This is a genomic window from Paenibacillus eucommiae, assembly GCF_017874215.1.
Taxonomy (GTDB): Bacteria; Bacillota; Bacilli; order Paenibacillales; family NBRC-103111; genus Paenibacillus_AI; species Paenibacillus_AI eucommiae.
Map to the genome: position 1 here is coordinate 1 of NZ_JAGGLB010000039.1, position 16,539 is coordinate 16,539.

14 protein-coding genes are annotated in these 16,539 nt (G+C 49.2%); all 14 read left to right on the forward strand.

Annotation, left to right across the window (positions count from 1 at the left end):
- Positions 1-935: 935 nt before the first annotated feature.
- The 14 genes from purE to J2Z66_RS35755 all read left to right on the forward strand — a co-directional run bounded on the left by purE (position 936) and on the right by J2Z66_RS35755 (position 16,462).
- On the forward strand, positions 936-1,421 hold the full coding sequence (gene purE / locus J2Z66_RS35690) for a 5-(carboxyamino)imidazole ribonucleotide mutase (RefSeq protein WP_209977727.1): 486 nt from the start codon (positions 936-938) through the stop codon (positions 1,419-1,421).
- Between the two features lie 47 nt (positions 1,422-1,468).
- Positions 1,469-2,668, forward strand: a complete 1,200-nt coding sequence (gene purK / locus J2Z66_RS35695) for a 5-(carboxyamino)imidazole ribonucleotide synthase (protein WP_209977730.1) — start codon at positions 1,469-1,471, stop codon at positions 2,666-2,668.
- Positions 2,669-2,691: 23 nt separating this feature from the next.
- On the forward strand, positions 2,692-3,987 hold the full coding sequence (gene purB / locus J2Z66_RS35700; protein ID WP_209977613.1) for an adenylosuccinate lyase: 1,296 nt from the start codon (positions 2,692-2,694) through the stop codon (positions 3,985-3,987).
- 25 nt (positions 3,988-4,012) lie between these two features.
- Positions 4,013-4,894, forward strand: a complete 882-nt coding sequence (locus tag J2Z66_RS35705; RefSeq protein WP_376774542.1) for a phosphoribosylaminoimidazolesuccinocarboxamide synthase — start codon at positions 4,013-4,015, stop codon at positions 4,892-4,894.
- A gap of 42 nt (positions 4,895-4,936) precedes the next feature.
- Positions 4,937-5,176, forward strand: coding sequence for a phosphoribosylformylglycinamidine synthase subunit PurS (gene purS, locus J2Z66_RS35710; RefSeq protein WP_209977617.1), 240 nt, complete (start codon positions 4,937-4,939; stop codon positions 5,174-5,176).
- 24 nt (positions 5,177-5,200) lie between these two features.
- Positions 5,201-5,896, forward strand: a complete 696-nt coding sequence (gene purQ / locus J2Z66_RS35715; RefSeq protein ID WP_209977619.1) for a phosphoribosylformylglycinamidine synthase subunit PurQ — start codon at positions 5,201-5,203, stop codon at positions 5,894-5,896.
- On the forward strand, positions 5,874-8,117 hold the full coding sequence (purL, locus tag J2Z66_RS35720; protein WP_209977621.1) for a phosphoribosylformylglycinamidine synthase subunit PurL: 2,244 nt from the start codon (positions 5,874-5,876) through the stop codon (positions 8,115-8,117). The genes purQ and purL overlap by 23 nt, the downstream gene beginning before the upstream one ends.
- Positions 8,102-9,622: an amidophosphoribosyltransferase gene (purF, locus tag J2Z66_RS35725; protein WP_209977624.1), complete on the forward strand. Its 1,521-nt coding sequence runs from the start codon at positions 8,102-8,104 to the stop codon at positions 9,620-9,622. The genes purL and purF overlap by 16 nt, the downstream gene beginning before the upstream one ends.
- Before the next feature lie 93 nt (positions 9,623-9,715).
- A complete protein-coding gene (gene purM, locus J2Z66_RS35730; protein WP_209977626.1) occupies positions 9,716-10,756 on the forward strand; it encodes a phosphoribosylformylglycinamidine cyclo-ligase in 1,041 nt (346 codons plus the stop codon).
- Entirely contained in the window at positions 10,757-11,374 is a 618-nt protein-coding gene (gene purN / locus J2Z66_RS35735) for a phosphoribosylglycinamide formyltransferase (RefSeq protein ID WP_209977628.1), read from the forward strand. It begins immediately after the preceding gene.
- A gap of 115 nt (positions 11,375-11,489) precedes the next feature.
- Positions 11,490-13,037 (forward strand): bifunctional phosphoribosylaminoimidazolecarboxamide formyltransferase/IMP cyclohydrolase, encoded by a 1,548-nt coding sequence (purH, locus tag J2Z66_RS35740; protein WP_209977630.1) that lies wholly within the window; start codon positions 11,490-11,492, stop codon positions 13,035-13,037.
- Positions 13,038-13,072: 35 nt separating this feature from the next.
- The gene (purD, locus tag J2Z66_RS35745; protein WP_209977632.1) at positions 13,073-14,332 is read left to right on the forward strand and encodes a phosphoribosylamine--glycine ligase; all 1,260 of its coding nucleotides are present in this window, start codon (positions 13,073-13,075) and stop codon (positions 14,330-14,332) included.
- A 321-nt stretch (positions 14,333-14,653) separates the two neighbouring features.
- Complete coding sequence (locus J2Z66_RS35750) at positions 14,654-15,550, forward strand: ABC transporter permease (RefSeq protein ID WP_245376101.1); 897 nt, start codon at positions 14,654-14,656, stop codon at positions 15,548-15,550.
- A 30-nt stretch (positions 15,551-15,580) separates the two neighbouring features.
- A complete protein-coding gene (locus J2Z66_RS35755) occupies positions 15,581-16,462 on the forward strand; it encodes a carbohydrate ABC transporter permease (RefSeq protein ID WP_245376102.1) in 882 nt (293 codons plus the stop codon).
- Positions 16,463-16,539: the final 77 nt, after the last annotated feature.

Sequence of the window (16,539 nt, forward strand, 5' to 3'; positions counted from 1 at the left end):
ACGCTCCTTAAACAAAAACTTCCTCTTCTTTCCTCTTTGACTTCTGCTTATCGCGGACAATTTTCCTTTTAGCCTACCTAAGTAGTAACTGTTTTATATCGTTAACTAAGCTATGGAGGTTCCCCGACAGGTTGGTGATAGGCCGACAGCAGGCAGATGGCAGGCATTTTGCTACAGGCAGGCATTAGGCAGTTAGCAGACATACAGCAAGCAGTTAGCAGCAGGCAGGCATTAGGCAGATAGTAGACATACAGCAAACAGTTTGCAGCAGGCAGGCATTAGGCAGTTAGTAGACATACAGCACACAGCATACAGAAAGCAGACAACCAAATTGAAAGAAGCGAGTTGCATAAAAAATGTAGAATGATGGATATATATGCGGATTTTAGCACGATAGAAGAATGGCTATACGGGGGCATACATAGTGTAGATATCGGCGAACTGGGAGTAATCTAGGGGTGTACTTGGGATGCGGATAGTTTGGAAAGAGATACCTTATCTGGTGTCGCATCATGATTTACTGCGTGTTAAAGGATATACTCGGCTCTCAAAAGCGAACTTTTTTATTTGTATGTCCTTAAAATGTTCGCTTTTTTGAAATTGACACGACATGTGAATTGCTGTTAAACTAAGAGAGCCGGGAAGGTATTCTCCGGGCATTGAAATTTCGAAGCTTAAATACCGAATATACACGAATGTCACGGAATGTCACGAATGTCGATTTAGGGCATCAAGTTAGTATCAAGTCGGGTAGCATGCCTGAATGAAGGTTTTAACCGATACAAATAAATTTTTTGGACTATGAGAAAACGAATGAAGGAACCATATGGATAACATGGTCTTTTTGCATTCGGTTCTTTTGCTGTTCGCCTTACAGGATCGTGTGTTTTCTAAATGGGCATTATCATTTTCTATGTTAAGAAAGTAGGTTTATGATGACTGTACGTGTTGGTGTTATTATGGGAAGCCAATCCGACTGGGAAACGATGAAGCACGCTTGCGATATGCTTGAGGAATTGGGAGTGCCTTATGAGAAAAAGGTTGTTTCCGCGCACCGTACTCCGGATCTCATGTTCGAATATGCTTCCTCGGCGGCGGGTCGGGGTATTCAAATTATTATAGCCGGAGCTGGAGGGGCGGCGCATCTACCTGGTATGGTAGCAGCCAAAACTGAGCTTCCGGTTATTGGTGTTCCGGTGAAGACTTCCACCCTTAATGGGATGGATTCACTGCTCTCCATTGTTCAGATGCCTGCAGGTATACCTGTGGCAACTGTGGCAATCGGGCAGGCGGGTGCGGCTAATGCCGGGCTGCTTGCAGCGCAGATTTTAGGAGCTTTTGATCAAGAGCTGCAGGGTAGAGTCAGAGAACGCCGCGAACGCATTCGTCAGACGGTGATAGAAAGCAGTGAACTGCTATGACGGATGTGGATGTAAACGGAAATAGCGGAATGAGTGAAATGAATGAAATGAATGGAAATAGTGGGCAATTAAATGGCAAAGCAACTGGCTTCGGCAAGGTTATTAAACCAGGGGCTACCATCGGTATTCTAGGCGGCGGGCAGCTTGGACGTATGCTGACGCTTGCCGGGCGCAATATGGGGTACCGCTTTGTTACGCTTGATCCAACTGAAGATTCCCCCTGCGGGCAGGTGGCGGATGAGCAGATTGTTGCCGGTTATGATCATGTGATCTCAGCGCGGAAGCTTGCGGAGCAAGCGGAAGTCATTACTTATGAGTTCGAAAATGTGGATGCCCAGGTGACAGAGCTTTTAATGAAAGAAGCTTATGTGCCTCAAGGCAGCCAGCTTTTATATACAACACAGCATCGCATTCGCGAGAAGAAGGCAATCGAGGCTGCTGGAGCGCCTGTAGCTCCATATGAAGAAATTACAAGCGCAGCACAGCTCCGTGAGGTTGTTGAACGTTTTGGTACACCTTGTGTGCTGAAGACAGCTACAGGGGGTTATGACGGCAAAGGACAATGGGTTATTCGTTCTTTGGACGAAACACAGGAAGCTTTTGATACTTTAATCAAAAGTGGAGCCGAGCTTGTGCTGGAGCAGTTTATACATTTTGATAAAGAATTATCCGTCATTGCTGCAAGAAGTCCTGGAGGCGAAGTGAAAGCTTTTCCGGCAGCGGAAAATATTCATGTAAACAATATTCTTCACCTTTCCATCGTACCGGCTAGAATCCCGGCCTCCGTTCAAAAGGAAGCTGAAGAATTGGCTGTTCGCATTGCTTCATCAATGGGTGTGATCGGCTTGCTTGCGGTGGAGCTGTTTCTAACACCGGATGGGCAGCTGTATGTGAATGAGCTCGCGCCGCGGCCGCATAATTCGGGTCACTATACGATGGAATCCTGCAGAACCTCACAATTCGAGCAGCACATCAGGGCCATCTGTAATTTGCCGCTTGGCTCAACGGAGCTGATGACGCCTGTCGTTATGGTGAATTTGCTGGGCCAACATGTCGATCCTCTGCTGGAGCTTCTTGATCAGCCAGGTTTTGAGGATGAAGAATTGGGAGTTAGCGCGAAGATACACCTATATGGCAAGCATGAAGCTAAGCATAATCGTAAAATGGGGCATGTAAATCTGCTTGCTTCCGATACAGCACGGGCACTTACATGGATAGAACGCTCAGCTATATGGGAAAGTAAGTAAATGATAATAATGGAGGAACAGCAATGATAGAACGCTACAGCAGGCCAGAGATGGCAAGCATATGGACCGAGGAAAACAAATTCAAAGCATGGCTGGAAGTGGAGATTCTTTCCTGTGAAGCATGGTCGGAGCTGGGAATTATACCTCAGGAGGATGTAAAAACGATTCGTGAGAATGCCAGCTTTAACATCGACCGCATTTATGAAATCGAGGTTGAAACCCGCCATGACGTTATTGCTTTCACCAGAGCGGTTTCGGAAACTTTGGGCGCTGAGCGTAAATGGGTACATTATGGACTGACTTCCACAGACGTTGTGGATACGGCATTAGGTTATTTGCTGAAGCAGGCCAATGAAATTTTAGAAAAAGACATCATTCAATTTATTGCTATTCTAAAAGACAAAGCTGTGCAGTATAAGCACACGCCTATGATGGGAAGAACGCATGGTGTGCATGCTGAGCCAACAACGTTCGGTCTGAAAATGGCGCTATGGCATGAAGAAATGAAAAGAAATCTGGAGCGTTTCCGCGCTGCTGCTGATGGCGTACAGTTTGGTAAAATGTCTGGAGCTGTAGGCACTTATGCGAATATTGATCCTTTTATAGAGGAATATGTGTGCGGCAAGCTTGGCACAAAGGCGGCACCGATCTCCACACAAACGCTGCAGCGCGACCGTCATGCTGACTATATGGCTACACTGGCGCTGATTGGATCATCGCTCGATAAATTTGCTACGGAAATCCGTGCTTTGCAAAAGAGTGAATTCCGCGAGGTGGAAGAGCCGTTTGCCAAAGGACAAAAGGGTTCCTCGGCGATGCCGCATAAGCGCAACCCGATCGGGTGTGAGAGCATTTCCGGTCTTTCCCGTGTAATCCGCGGCCATATGCTTACTGCCTATGAGAACGTGCCGCTGTGGCATGAGCGTGATATTTCCCACTCCTCGGTGGAACGGATTATTTTGCCGGATGCTACGACTTTATTGAATTATATGTTGAATCGTTTTGGCAATATCGTTAAGAATTTGACAGTATTCCCTGACAATATGAAGCGCAATATGCAAAGAACGTATGATGTGCCTTTCTCCGGCCGGGTAATGACCAAGCTGATTGATAAGGGCTTCAGCCGTGAGCAGGCTTACGATACTGTACAGCCGCGTGCTATGCAGGCTTGGGAAGAGCAGCGCTCGTTCCGCGATATCGTTGAGAATGCCTCGGTGATTACGGATGCGCTTAGTAAAGAAGAGATTGCTGACTGTTTTGATCCTACTTGGCATTTGAAGCATGTGGATACTATTTTTGACCGTCTGGGACTAGCATAGAAGGGGAGTGGAACTGATGGCTGGCATAGCACTAGATACGGCGGCAGATTTGGTCAAAGCGCCGCTCGTTCATAAAGGCAAGGTGCGTGAGCTTTATGATCTTGGCGAGCATTTTCTGATTGTCGTGACGGACCGCATTTCCGCTTTTGATTATATTCTGAGTCCAGGCGTACCTGATAAGGGTTATGTGCTCAATACACTGAGTAAGTTCTGGTTCGAGCAAACGGCTTCGTTCATGAATAACCACGTGGTTCATACGAATGTGGAGCTTTTGCAAGAGGTTATTCCTGATGCTGAAGCGCGTGAGCTGCTTAAAGACCGGATTATCGTCGCGAAAAAAGCAGAGCGCATTTCCATCGAATGTGTCGTTCGCGGCTATATTACAGGCGGCGGCTGGAGACAGTACCAGCAAAACGGAGCGATTAATGGTATTAAGCTTCCTGAGGGCTTGCGTAAAAACCAGCAGCTTGAAGCGCCAATATTCACACCCGCGGCGAAAAATGATGTGGGCCATGACGAGGACATTTCCATCGAGCAGATGAGTGTTTTGGTTGGCGAAGAGCTGACCCGGGAACTGCAGCAGAGAAGCATTGAGCTTTATAAGCTGGCGCATAAGTTCTGTGAGCAAAGAGGTATTATACTTGCCGATACGAAGTTCGAGTTTGGCTTGATTGGAAATGAAATTATTATTATCGATGAAATTTTCACACCTGATTCTTCGCGTTATTGGGAGCAAGGCAAGTATGCGCTCGATATCGAGATCGATTCTATGGATAAAGAGCCTGTTCGCGCATATTTGGCGGGCTCCGACTGGGATAAGAACAGCGAGCCGGATGAGCTTCCTGCTGCTGTCGTGGAAGAAACGTCCCGCCGTTATAAAGAAATTCTTCACCGCTTGGTCGATTAGATTTGAGGTAAGTACACTAATTCTTAGGAGGAACGATTCTTCATGAAAGCAACCGTCTATGTGACGATTAAACAAAGTGTTTTAGACCCTCAGGGCAACGCAGTACAAGGTGCTCTTCATTCCATGGGATTTGAAGAAGTAGAGAAGGTCAGAATCGGTAAATACCTGGAGTTAGAGCTAAATACTAGTGATAAAGCTGAAGCCGAAGCACGCGTTAAAGCAATGTGCGAAAAGCTTCTGGCCAATACAGTTATTGAGGATTACAGATACGAGCTGGTGTAATTTAACTTGAGGAGGATTCATGCCATGAAATTTGCGGTTCTGGTATTTCCGGGTTCGAACTGCGATATAGACTGCTTTAAAGCGGTTGAAGATACAATTGGGCAGTCGGTGGAGTATGTTTGGCATACGGCTGATGATTTATCGAAATATGACTGTATTCTCGTTCCGGGCGGATTCTCTTATGGAGACTATCTCCGCTGCGGAGCGATTGCCCAGTTCACGAATGTGATGAAGGCCTTGGTCAAGGCTGCCGATGAAGGCAAATACATTCTGGGTATCTGTAACGGTTTCCAGGTGTTAACCGAAGCACGATTGCTTCCGGGCGCTTTGCTGCGCAATAAGGAAATGAAGTTCCGCTGTCATCCGGCGATTCTTCGTGTGGAGAACAATAACACTCCTTTTACTACGGATTATGAGCAAGGCGAATTGATTAATATCCCGATTGCGCATGGTGAAGGCAATTATTATTGTGATGAGGCAACACTTCAGGAGCTTCAGGCTAACAAGCAAATTATTTTCCGTTATGAGGCAGGCAATAACCCGAACGGTTCGCTGGACGATATCGCAGGTATCAGCAACAAGGCGGGCAACGTAGTCGGCATGATGCCTCATCCAGAGCGGGCGGTTCATGAGCTTCTTGGCTCCGCGGACGGCAAAAGAATGTTTACATCGATCTTGAGCACTTGGAGGGAGAAACATGGCGCAGCAGCTATCCGTTAAGGAACCTTCGGCAGAGCAAATTGCCGAGCAGAAGATATATAAGCAAATGGGCGTTACCGATGAGGAGTTTGCCAAGATTTGCGGCTTTCTCGGACGTAATCCGAACTATGTGGAAATCGGCGTTTTTAGCGTAATGTGGTCAGAGCATTGTTCCTACAAAAATTCCAAGCCGGTGCTTCGCAAATTTCCGGTAACGGGCCCACGCGTTCTTATGGGACCTGGAGAAGGAGCAGGTATTGTAGATATTGGAGACAACCAAGCGGTTGTATTTAAAATAGAAAGTCATAACCATCCTTCGGCGATTGAGCCTTTCCAAGGCGCAGCTACGGGAGTTGGCGGCATTATCCGTGATATTTTCTCGATGGGTGCACGTCCTGTTGCCGTGCTCAATTCTTTACGCTTTGGTAAACTTCAGAATGACCGCGTGAAGTATTTGTTCGAGCACGTCGTCTCAGGCATTGCCGCATACGGGAACTGTATCGGCATTCCGACGGTCGGCGGCGAAGTGATGTTCGACGAGAGCTATGAAGGGAACCCGCTCGTCAATGCGATGTGCGTGGGCATTATTGACCACGATATGATCCAGCGTGGGGTTGCCAAGGGTGTCGGCAACCCGGTGTTCTACGTCGGCCCGGCAACTGGCCGCGACGGGATTCACGGCGCCACCTTCGCATCAGAAGAGCTGACGGCGGAGTCGGAGGCGAAGCGTCCTGCGGTGCAGGTGGGCGATCCTTTCATGGAGAAGCTCGTGCTGGAGGCGTGCTTGGAACTTATTAATTCCGGCATCGTGCTCGGAATTCAAGATATGGGCGCTGCGGGGCTAACCTGCTCCAGCGCTGAAATGGCTAGTAAAGCGGGCAACGGCATGGAGCTTTACCTTGATGAAGTGCCGCAGCGCGAAGAAGGCATGACGGCATATGAAATGATGCTGTCAGAGTCGCAGGAGCGCATGCTGTTCGTCGTTGAGCCGAAGCATGAGGCTCAGGCGAAGGAGATTTTTGAGCGCTGGGGTCTGCACTGCGCGAAGGTTGGCAAGGTGACCGACGATGGTCGCCTGCGTCTGATCCACCACGGTGAAACAGTGGGGGATATGCCTGTAGGCGCACTCGTCGATGAGTGCCCGGTGTACAATAAGCCAAGCCAGGTGCCGGCTTATTATGAAGAGAACGGACGCATCGATACGAACCGTTACCCTGAGGTAACGAAGCTTACGGATGCGCTGAAGCAAGTGCTGGCCTCGCCGACGGTGGCGAGCAAGGAGTGGGTGTACAACCAGTATGACCATATGGTTCGTACCGATACTGTCGTGCGCCCGGGCTCGGACGCAGCAGTGATATCGCTGCGCGGCACGCGCAAGGCACTCGCAATGACTACGGATTGCAACGGACGCTACGTGTATCTGGATCCTGAGGTAGGCGGACGCATCGCGGTAAGTGAAGCGGCGCGCAACATTGTATGCTCAGGTGCTGAGCCGCTAGCGGTTACGGACAACCTTAACTTTGGCAGCCCGGAGAAGCCGGAAATTTTCTGGCAGCTGGAAACATCTGTTGACGGTATGGCGGAAGCCTGCCGTGTGCTCGAAACGCCGGTAATCGGCGGTAACGTCTCGCTGTACAATGAGAATGCCAAAGGTGCCATTTATCCTACTCCTGTTATTGGGATGGTTGGGCTTGTGCATGATCTTGATCATATTACAACGCAAGGCTTTAAGCATGAAGGCGATACGATTATCCTGCTGGGAGAGACCAAAGAAGAGCTCGGCGGCAGTGAATTTCAATATGTGATTCATGGTGTAACGGAAGGACGTCCTCCAGCGCTGGATTTAGAAGTAGAGAAGCGTCTGCATAAGACTGTACTGACGGCTATTCAAGAAGGGCTTGTTGCTTCCGCGCATGATCTATCTGAGGGCGGTCTTGCTGTAGCCTTAGCTGAAAGCTGTATAAGCGGCAAAATTGGTGCCAAAGTAACACTGCGGACACCACTGCGCAAGGACATCGCTTTATTCAGTGAGAGCCAATCACGGATTCTGCTTAGTGCTGCTCCAGACAAAGCAGATGCTTTAAAACATTGGATCGCTGCACAAGGAGTGCCTTATGAGGTGCTTGGAACGGTTACTGGCAGCGAGCTAAGTGTTGAAATCGACGCAGCGCAAGTCATCCATGCTCCTATAGCTGAGCTGGAACAGGTTTGGAAGGATGCGATCCCATGTCTGATGCAGTGAAATCCAAATCCACGCTAACCAAGCTGAACGCACTGACGGGTAACCACCAGGAGCTTTGGACAGGTGAATATTACAACGAGGGTATAGGCGGCCAGGGCGGATTATTCGACAAGCTGAACGAGGAGTGCGGTGTATTCGGGGTGTTTGGTCATCCCGATGCAGCTTCCCTTTCTTATTACGGGCTTCATGCCCTTCAGCATCGCGGCCAGGAAAGCGCAGGTATTTGTACGGCAGACAAGGATAATTTCAACTATCACCGGGGTATGGGACTGGCGAAGGAAGTGTTCACAAACGAGATGCTGGCTCCGCTTGTCGGTAGTAACAGCATCGCGCATGTGCGCTATTCGACCGCAGGTGAGAGCAAGCTGGCGAACGCCCAGCCGCTGATCTTCAAATATCGCGAAGGCGATTTGGCGCTTGCTACGAATGGTAATATTGACAATGCAGCCATTATTAGACGTAACCTGGAGAAGCAAGGCTCGATCTTTCAGACGACGAGTGATACGGAAGTGCTGGCTCATCTGATCGCGCGCTCCAAGCACGACGATATTGTGGAAGCAGTAAAAGATGCACTAGGCCAGGTAGTTGGGGCGTATGCATTCCTGATTTTAACGAAGGATAAGCTGATAGCTGCGCTTGACCCTAATGGTCTGCGCCCGTTCGTTATCGGTAAATTAGGCGATGCGTATTTGTTTGCTTCTGAAACGTGCGCCTTCGATGCTGTTGGCGGCACCTATTTACGCGATATGAATCCGGGAGAGCTTGTTGTGCTGGACCGGGACGGCTTCCATGAAGACCGTTTCGCAGAAGGCGGCAAGCGGGCTGTATGCGCAATGGAATATATTTATTTTGCCAGACCGGATAGTGATATTGATACGATTAACGTTCACTCAGCGCGCAAGCGGATGGGGAAGAAGCTGGCTATGGAAGCTTTTATGGATGCGGATTTGGTTACAGGTGTTCCGGACTCCAGTATTTCCGCTGCAATCGGCTTTGCCGAGCAAACGGGAATTCCTTACGAGCTTGGACTGATCAAGAACCGTTATACGGGGAGAACGTTTATCCAGCCTAGCCAGGAACTGCGCGAACAGGGTGTAAAGATGAAGCTGAGCGCTGTGCGCAAGGTGGTTGAAGGCAAGCGTGTAATCATGATTGATGATTCGATTGTGCGTGGGACGACAAGTCTGCGCATTGTCAATCTGCTGCGTGAAGCAGGAGCGACGGAAGTGCATGTGCGCATTACTTCACCTCCTTTTATGAACCCATGCTATTACGGCATCGACACACCGAACCGCAAGGAGCTAATAGCCGCGCAAAAAACGGTGGAAGAAATCCGTGTAGCCATCAATGCTGATACCTTGCATTTTCTCAGTCAAGAGGGAATGGTTGAGGCTATGGGGGAAGGCGCACAGGGCGAAGCCAGCGGATACTGCATGGCATGCTTCGATAACAAATATCCGACAGAAATTGTCGATGAGGCCAAGATCGGCTGCGGCTGCGACTGAGTCATTGATTAGTTGAGTAATAAGATGATTAGCTAATTTACTGATCAAATAATAAACTGAAGTTCAGATTATTTTATAGGGAGTGGAAGCGAAGTGTCGGATGCGTATAAAAAAGCCGGTGTCGATATCGCGGCGGGCAATGATGCTGTTGAGCGAATGAAAAAGCACGTCAAGCGGACGTTTCGCCCTGAGGTTATGACCGATCTGGGCGGCTTCGGCGGACTGTTCGGCTTGAACAAGGACAAATACGAGGAGCCAGTGCTCGTATCTGGAACCGATGGCGTAGGCACAAAGCTGAAAATTGCTTTTGCTATGGATAAGCACGATACCATTGGTATCGATGCGGTTGCTATGTGTGTGAACGATATTATCGTTCAAGGCGCAGAGCCGTTATTTTTCCTCGATTACTTGGCCTGTGACAAGGTGATTCCTGAGAAAATCGAAGCGATCGTCAAAGGCATCGCAGATGGCTGCCAGCAGTCAGGCTGTGCTTTGATTGGCGGAGAAACTGCCGAAATGCCAGGGATGTATGCACAAGGGGAGTATGACATTGCCGGCTTTACTGTAGGCATCGTGGATAAGAAGAAAATCATCGACGGCAAGACGATCAGTCCTGGAGATGTTGTGCTGGGATTAGCATCCAGCGGAGTGCACAGCAATGGCTTCTCGCTTGTGCGTAAGCTTTTGCTCGAGGAGAAGGGTCTAAGTTTGCATGATCATATCGATGAGCTTGGGGATCTGCTTGGGAACGTTTTGCTGGCTCCGACGAAGCTTTATGTGAAGCCCGTATTGTCGATTTTGGACCAATTGGAAATTAAAGGAATGGCCCATATTACGGGTGGCGGTTTTATTGAGAATATTCCGCGCGTTCTGCCTGAGCATGTAAATGTGCAGATTGATTATGGTTCTTGGCCGATTTTACCGATTTTTGAGCTTTTGCAGCGTGAAGGCAGTATTAGCAATCAGGATATGTTCCGCACCTTTAACATGGGAATCGGAATGGTTGTCGTGGTTGGTGCCGATCAGGCAGAGAAGGCTGTACAGCTTGCTGAAGCCGCGGGCGAGCAGGTTTACCGGATCGGGGTTGTGACGGAAGGCGAGCGTGTCGTGACTTTTCAAGGAGCGGTGGTATAGATGCAGCCTTATCGCATTGCTGTTTTTGCATCGGGCAGCGGGTCGAATTTTCAGGCGATTGTGGACTGTGTACAAAGTAAGGAGCTTGATGTTAGCATCGAGCTTCTTGTCTGTGACCGTCCGGATGCACTCGTGGTGGGAAGGGCGATACAGGCGAATGTGCCTGTCTTCACCTTTCGGCCTAAGGAGTATGCAAGCAGGGAAGCCTATGAGGCTTTGATTTTAAAAGAACTGAGCGACCGCAAGGTTGATTTGATTGTGATGGCTGGTTATATGAGGATCATTACGAATGTGCTCGTTGAGCCTTTTTATGGCCGGATGATTAATATACATCCTTCGCTGCTTCCCTCTTTTCCCGGCACTAAAGCGATTACCCAGGCTTATGAATACGGCGTTAAGCTGACTGGGGTTACGGTACATTTTGTCGATGGCGGGCTTGATTCGGGGCCGATTGTTGCCCAGCGCAGCATTGAGATCGGTGAAGGCGAGAGCGAAGCTGCTTTGACGCAGCGTATTCATGCCATTGAGCATGGTTTGCTGCCGCAGGTTATCGACTGGCTTCGGGCTGGCAGGGTGAGTCTGGAAGGCCGCAGGGTGACGGTTAAAGAAGTTGAGTGAGGCGTAACAGATAAGAGTAACGAGTAAAGTAACGAGTAAAAGCAACGAGTAAAAGTAACGAGTAAGAGTAGCGAATAAGAGTAACGCTTGACACAAAGATACCAAGGAGGAAATTATGACGATCAGAAGAGCACTAATTAGCGTTTCCGATAAAGCCGGAATTGTTGAGTTCGCAGGAGAGCTGGCTAAGTTGGGTGTGGAAATTATTTCCACAGGCGGAACGCAAAGTCTTTTGAAGGATAAAGGTGTCCCGGTTATTGGAATTTCAGAGGTCACTGGCTTCCCGGAAATTATGGACGGCAGGGTTAAAACACTTCATCCTGCAGTACATAGCGGGCTGCTTGCGGTACGTGACAATGAAGAGCATCAGGAGTCCATGAAGAAGCTGGGTCTGGATTATATTGATTTGGTAATTGTGAATTTGTATCCTTTTGCCGAGACGATTGCTAAGCCTGGTGTTACTTATGAGGATGCGATTGAAAACATCGATATCGGTGGACCTACAATGCTCCGTTCTGCTGCTAAAAATCACGCTTTCGTTACCGTTGTGGTCGATGCTGCTGATTATGGACAGGTGCTTGAAGAGGTTCGTGCAGGCGGGGATACAAATTTGGAAACGCGCAAGCGTCTTGCGGCAAAAGTGTTCCGTCATACTGGCTCCTACGATGCACTGATTGGCGATTACTTGTCCAAGCAGGTTGGCGAGGTTTTTCCAGAGCGTTATACCGTTACTTACGAAAAGGTGCAAGAGCTTCGTTACGGAGAAAATCCGCACCAAAAGGCAGCCTTCTATCGCAAGCCGCTTGCTGAGGCAGGTACAATTACGACTTCCGAGCAGCTTCATGGCAAAGAGCTTTCTTACAACAATATCAACGATGCTAACACTGCACTGCTAATTGTAAAAGAATTCAGCGAGCCTGCGGTCGTAGCGATCAAGCATATGAATCCATGCGGAGTAGGTATCGGCGTGAATGTATTGGAAGCTTTTCAAAAAGCTCACGCTGCTGACCCGACCTCGATCTTCGGAGGTATCGTTGCTGCAAATCGCACGATTGATGCGGCTACCGCACAATTGCTGAGTGAGATCTTCCTGGAAATTATTTTGGCTCCGGATTTCAGTCCTGAAGCGCTGGAAATCCTGACAAAAAAGAAAAATATTCGCTTGTTGAAAATAAGCGGTCTAGATCAAGCGGCTGAACGCCAGCCGGAGCATGTAATCACCTCTGTTGAGGGCGGTATGCTGGTTCAAGACAGCGACGCTTACCAATTGACTGAGGCAGATATTGAAGTGGTAACGGAACGTGCTCCATCTGACGAGGAGCTGAAGCAGCTGCTTTTTGCCTGGAAAGTTGTTAAGCACGTTAAATCCAATGCGATCGTCCTTGCGTCGAACGATATGACGGTTGGTGTTGGCGCTGGGCAAATGAACCGAGTAGGCGCGGCCAAAATTGCTATCGAGCAAGCTGGTGAAAAGGCTGTTGCTTCAGTACTGGCATCGGATGCTTTCTTCCCAATGGGAGATACGCTGGAAATGGCAGCGAAAGCAGGCGTTACTGCAGCGATTCATCCGGGTGGCTCCATTAAGGACGAGGATTCGATCCGTGTGGCCAATGAGAATGGGATGGCGTTGATTAAAACAGGCGTTCGTCATTTCAAGCATTAATTTCATAATTTCATATAGAAAGAGGGGAAACATCGATGCGCATCCTAGTAATTGGACGGGGCGGGCGGGAGCACGCTATCGTCTGGGCTCTGAGCAAGAGCCCCAAGGTGAGCAAGCTGTTCTGTGCTCCAGGTAATGGCGGCATTGCGGCTTTGGCCGAATGTGTGCCGATTCAAGAGCTGCAGTTCGCTGAGATCGGCCAGTTTGCCCAAGATGAGCAGATCGGACTGGTTGTAGTAGCGCCAGACGATCCGTTATCTGAAGGTCTGGTAGATTATCTGGAAGAGCGCGGCATCCTGGCTTTTGGTCCTCGCGCCAATGCGGCGATTATTGAGGGAAGCAAGATTTTTACGAAGGATCTGCTGAAAAAATATAGCATTCCAACCGCCACTTACGAAAGCTTCGAGGCTTACGAGCCAGCCCTTGCTTATCTGCGCAGCCAATCGGTTCCGATTGTTGTCAAAGCCGACGGCTTGGCCGCGGGTAAAGGTGTGACCGTTGCCCGGACACTTGAAGAAGCGGAAAAAGCGCTGCATGATATTATGGTGGAGCAGATTTTTGGGGCTTCTGGAGCAAAAGTAGTTATCGAGGAGTTTCTACAGGGGCAGGAAATGTCTTTGCTGGCTTTTGTTGACGGCAACACGGTGCGTCCGATGGTGCCATCTCAGGATCACAAGCCCGTGTATGACAACGATGAAGGCCCGAATACGGGAGGCATGGGGACTTACTCACCACTGCCACATATTCCTGAATCCGTCGTCCAGGAGGCGATTGAGACTATCGTGAGGCCTACGGCTGAAGCGATGGTGAAGGAAGGAAGACCTTTCAAAGGTGTTCTCTATGCCGGCTTGATCCTCACAGAGCAAGGAACGAAGACGATTGAGTTTAACGCTCGTTTTGGAGATCCGGAAACGCAGGTCATTTTGCCGCGGCTGAAAACAGATCTGCTGGATATTTTTCTGGCGGTCGTTCATGGAACCTTGGCCGAGCAGCCCATTGAATGGAGCGACGAGGCGGCGGTGTGCGTCATTGTAGCTTCAGCCGGCTATCCGGCTTCCTATCCGAAGGGGCTTGCCATTACCGGGCTTGATCAGGTTACGGATTCACTTGTTTTCCATGCGGGTACCGCGCTTAAGGACGGTCAGCTTGTGACAAATGGAGGCCGTGTGCTCGGCATTACAGGTCTTGGCAAAGATATCGCAGAAGCCCGTGAGAAGGCTTATGCGGATGCAGAACGCATTCAATTCGAAGGCAAGCATTACCGTTCGGATATTGCGATGAAGGCTTTGCGTTAAAGTTGAGTTGTATATGAAATATATAAAAAGCAGCCTCTGCGGGGTAAGTTCCCTGTAGAGGCTGCTTTTTTTTGTTGAAATGATAATGTGAAGAGCCTTATGTGTAAATTGCGCCCGTACGGATCTGTGAGGGGTAGGGACTCAAATCCACGATGGAGATCCCGCCTACTCGACCAAGAAATTCTGAATATACAAAGAAAAAGCCCCCGGAAACCGTGGGCTTTTGCGTTTGTTGCACATAAGTCCGGTTCGGATTATAGACGGAATGGTACGGCTCTCCCTATGATGAAGCTACCATCGAACAGAAAGGAGGCGATTAACATGATATCAACATTGATGCGAAATCGATGGCTGTACGCGATGCTTGTTCCTGGAATCGTTTACTTTTTAGTATTCAAATATTTGCCCATGTGGGGGCTTGTCGTCGCATTCCAAAATTATCAGCCATTCCTGGGCATAACGGGAAGCGAGTGGGTAGGATTCCGTCATTTCGACCGATTTTTCAATGATCCGGAATTTTTCAAGCTGTTTCGGAACACGGCGCTGCTGGCCCTCTACAATATTGTCTTCTTCTTTCCGCTACCGATCATCCTCGCGTTGATGCTGAATGAGTTGCGGCTGGAAGTGTACAAAAAAGTGGTGCAGACGATCGTCTACATTCCCCATTTTATTTCGTGGGTTGTCGTCGTAGGCATGTTCTATACATTCTTTACGATTCAGGATGGGGTTGTTCCGAATTTAATGACGGCCGCCGGCATGGAAAAGGTCGATTTCCTGCAAAGTCCGGAATGGTTCCGAACGATGATTACATCTCAAGTAATATGGAAGGAAGCAGGCTGGGGAACGATTATTTTCCTGGCGGCGATCAGCGGCGTAGACCCGCAGCAATATGAGGCGGCTACGATCGACGGAGCCGGAAGATTCCGCCGTATGTGGCATGTTACGCTGCCGGCTCTTCGCAGTACGGTCATTATTTTACTGATTCTCCGGTTGGGCAGCTTTATGGATACAGGGTTCGAGCAAATATTCCTGATGCTGAACGCGTTAAACCGCGAAGTCGGCGAAGTATTTGATACTTATGTATATACGGCCGCCATTCAGCAAGGCGATTACAGCTACAGCACGGCCGTCGGACTGTTCAAGTCCGTTATTGGCGCTATCCTTGTATTCCTTGCGAATTATTTGGCCAAGAAAAATGAAGAGGACGGCATCTTTTGACCGTTTGCATCCAGAGGGGAGAGGAATACGTTGACTCATGACAAATCGCTGGGAAACCGCTTGTTCGATGCAGTCAATATAGGAATGCTGCTCCTGGTGTCGCTGGTGACACTGGTGCCATTCCTCTATATTATTGCCGGATCGCTCGCCGCTCCTGAAGAGGTGCTGCGGAAGACCTTTATTCTGTTTCCGGATCGGTTCGACTGGACGGCGTATCGTTATATTTTTTCGACCGATACCGTGATGAAAAGCTTGTGGGTGTCCACCTGGATCACAGTTGTCGGCACCGCAATCAATCTGTTCATGACCGGCATTATGGCTTATCCGCTGGCGAGACGGGACTTGCCCGGCAGACGGCCGATCATGCTTCTGGCTACGTTTACGATGATTTTCAGCGGCGGCATGATCCCGACATTTCTCGTTGTGAAATCGTTCGGCTTGATCGATTCGTATTGGTCCTTAATGATTCCCGGCGCAATCAGCGCATTTTATTTAATCATTCTGAAAAACTTTTTCCAGCAGCTTCCCGACGGCCTGGAGGAATCGGCGAAAATCGACGGCTGCAACGACTTTCAAATTTTCTATAAGATTGTGGTTCCGCTTTCGAAACCTGCGCTCGCCACATTGACGTTATTTTATGCAGTTGCGCATTGGAACAGCTACTTCTCGGCCATTCTATACATCAACAGTTCGACCAAATGGCCGGTTCAAGTGCTGCTGCGGCAAATCGTTATCCTCTCGCAAGGGGGCATCGGCGATTCCAGCCTGTTCACGGATCAATTTGTCGTTCCGCCTGCGGTCACGATCAAGATGGCGGTTATCGTCGTGACGATGATTCCGATGCTGTGTATGTATCCGTTCATCCAGTCGTATTTCACCAAAGGGATTTATCTCGGCTCGGTTAAAGGCTGATAACAGTGTTGGCCAAGGCAATCGCGCCGCTTGTGAAGGAGGATAGAGGTTGCGAAACGGCAGTGGCGGAATACCGC

Coding starts and splice junctions, on each gene's coding strand:
- J2Z66_RS35750 (WP_245376101.1), top strand. CDS start 14,654: ATGATATCAACATTGATGCGAAATCGATGGCTGTACGCGATGCTTGTT.
- purK (WP_209977730.1), top strand. CDS start 1,469: ATGAATGGAAATAGTGGGCAATTAAATGGCAAAGCAACTGGCTTCGGC.
- purN (WP_209977628.1), top strand. CDS start 10,757: ATGCAGCCTTATCGCATTGCTGTTTTTGCATCGGGCAGCGGGTCGAAT.
- purH (WP_209977630.1), top strand. CDS start 11,490: ATGACGATCAGAAGAGCACTAATTAGCGTTTCCGATAAAGCCGGAATT.
- purE (WP_209977727.1), top strand. CDS start 936: ATGACTGTACGTGTTGGTGTTATTATGGGAAGCCAATCCGACTGGGAA.
- purD (WP_209977632.1), top strand. CDS start 13,073: ATGCGCATCCTAGTAATTGGACGGGGCGGGCGGGAGCACGCTATCGTC.
- purB (WP_209977613.1), top strand. CDS start 2,692: ATGATAGAACGCTACAGCAGGCCAGAGATGGCAAGCATATGGACCGAG.
- purS (WP_209977617.1), top strand. CDS start 4,937: ATGAAAGCAACCGTCTATGTGACGATTAAACAAAGTGTTTTAGACCCT.
- purQ (WP_209977619.1), top strand. CDS start 5,201: ATGAAATTTGCGGTTCTGGTATTTCCGGGTTCGAACTGCGATATAGAC.
- purF (WP_209977624.1), top strand. CDS start 8,102: ATGTCTGATGCAGTGAAATCCAAATCCACGCTAACCAAGCTGAACGCA.
- purL (WP_209977621.1), top strand. CDS start 5,874: ATGGCGCAGCAGCTATCCGTTAAGGAACCTTCGGCAGAGCAAATTGCC.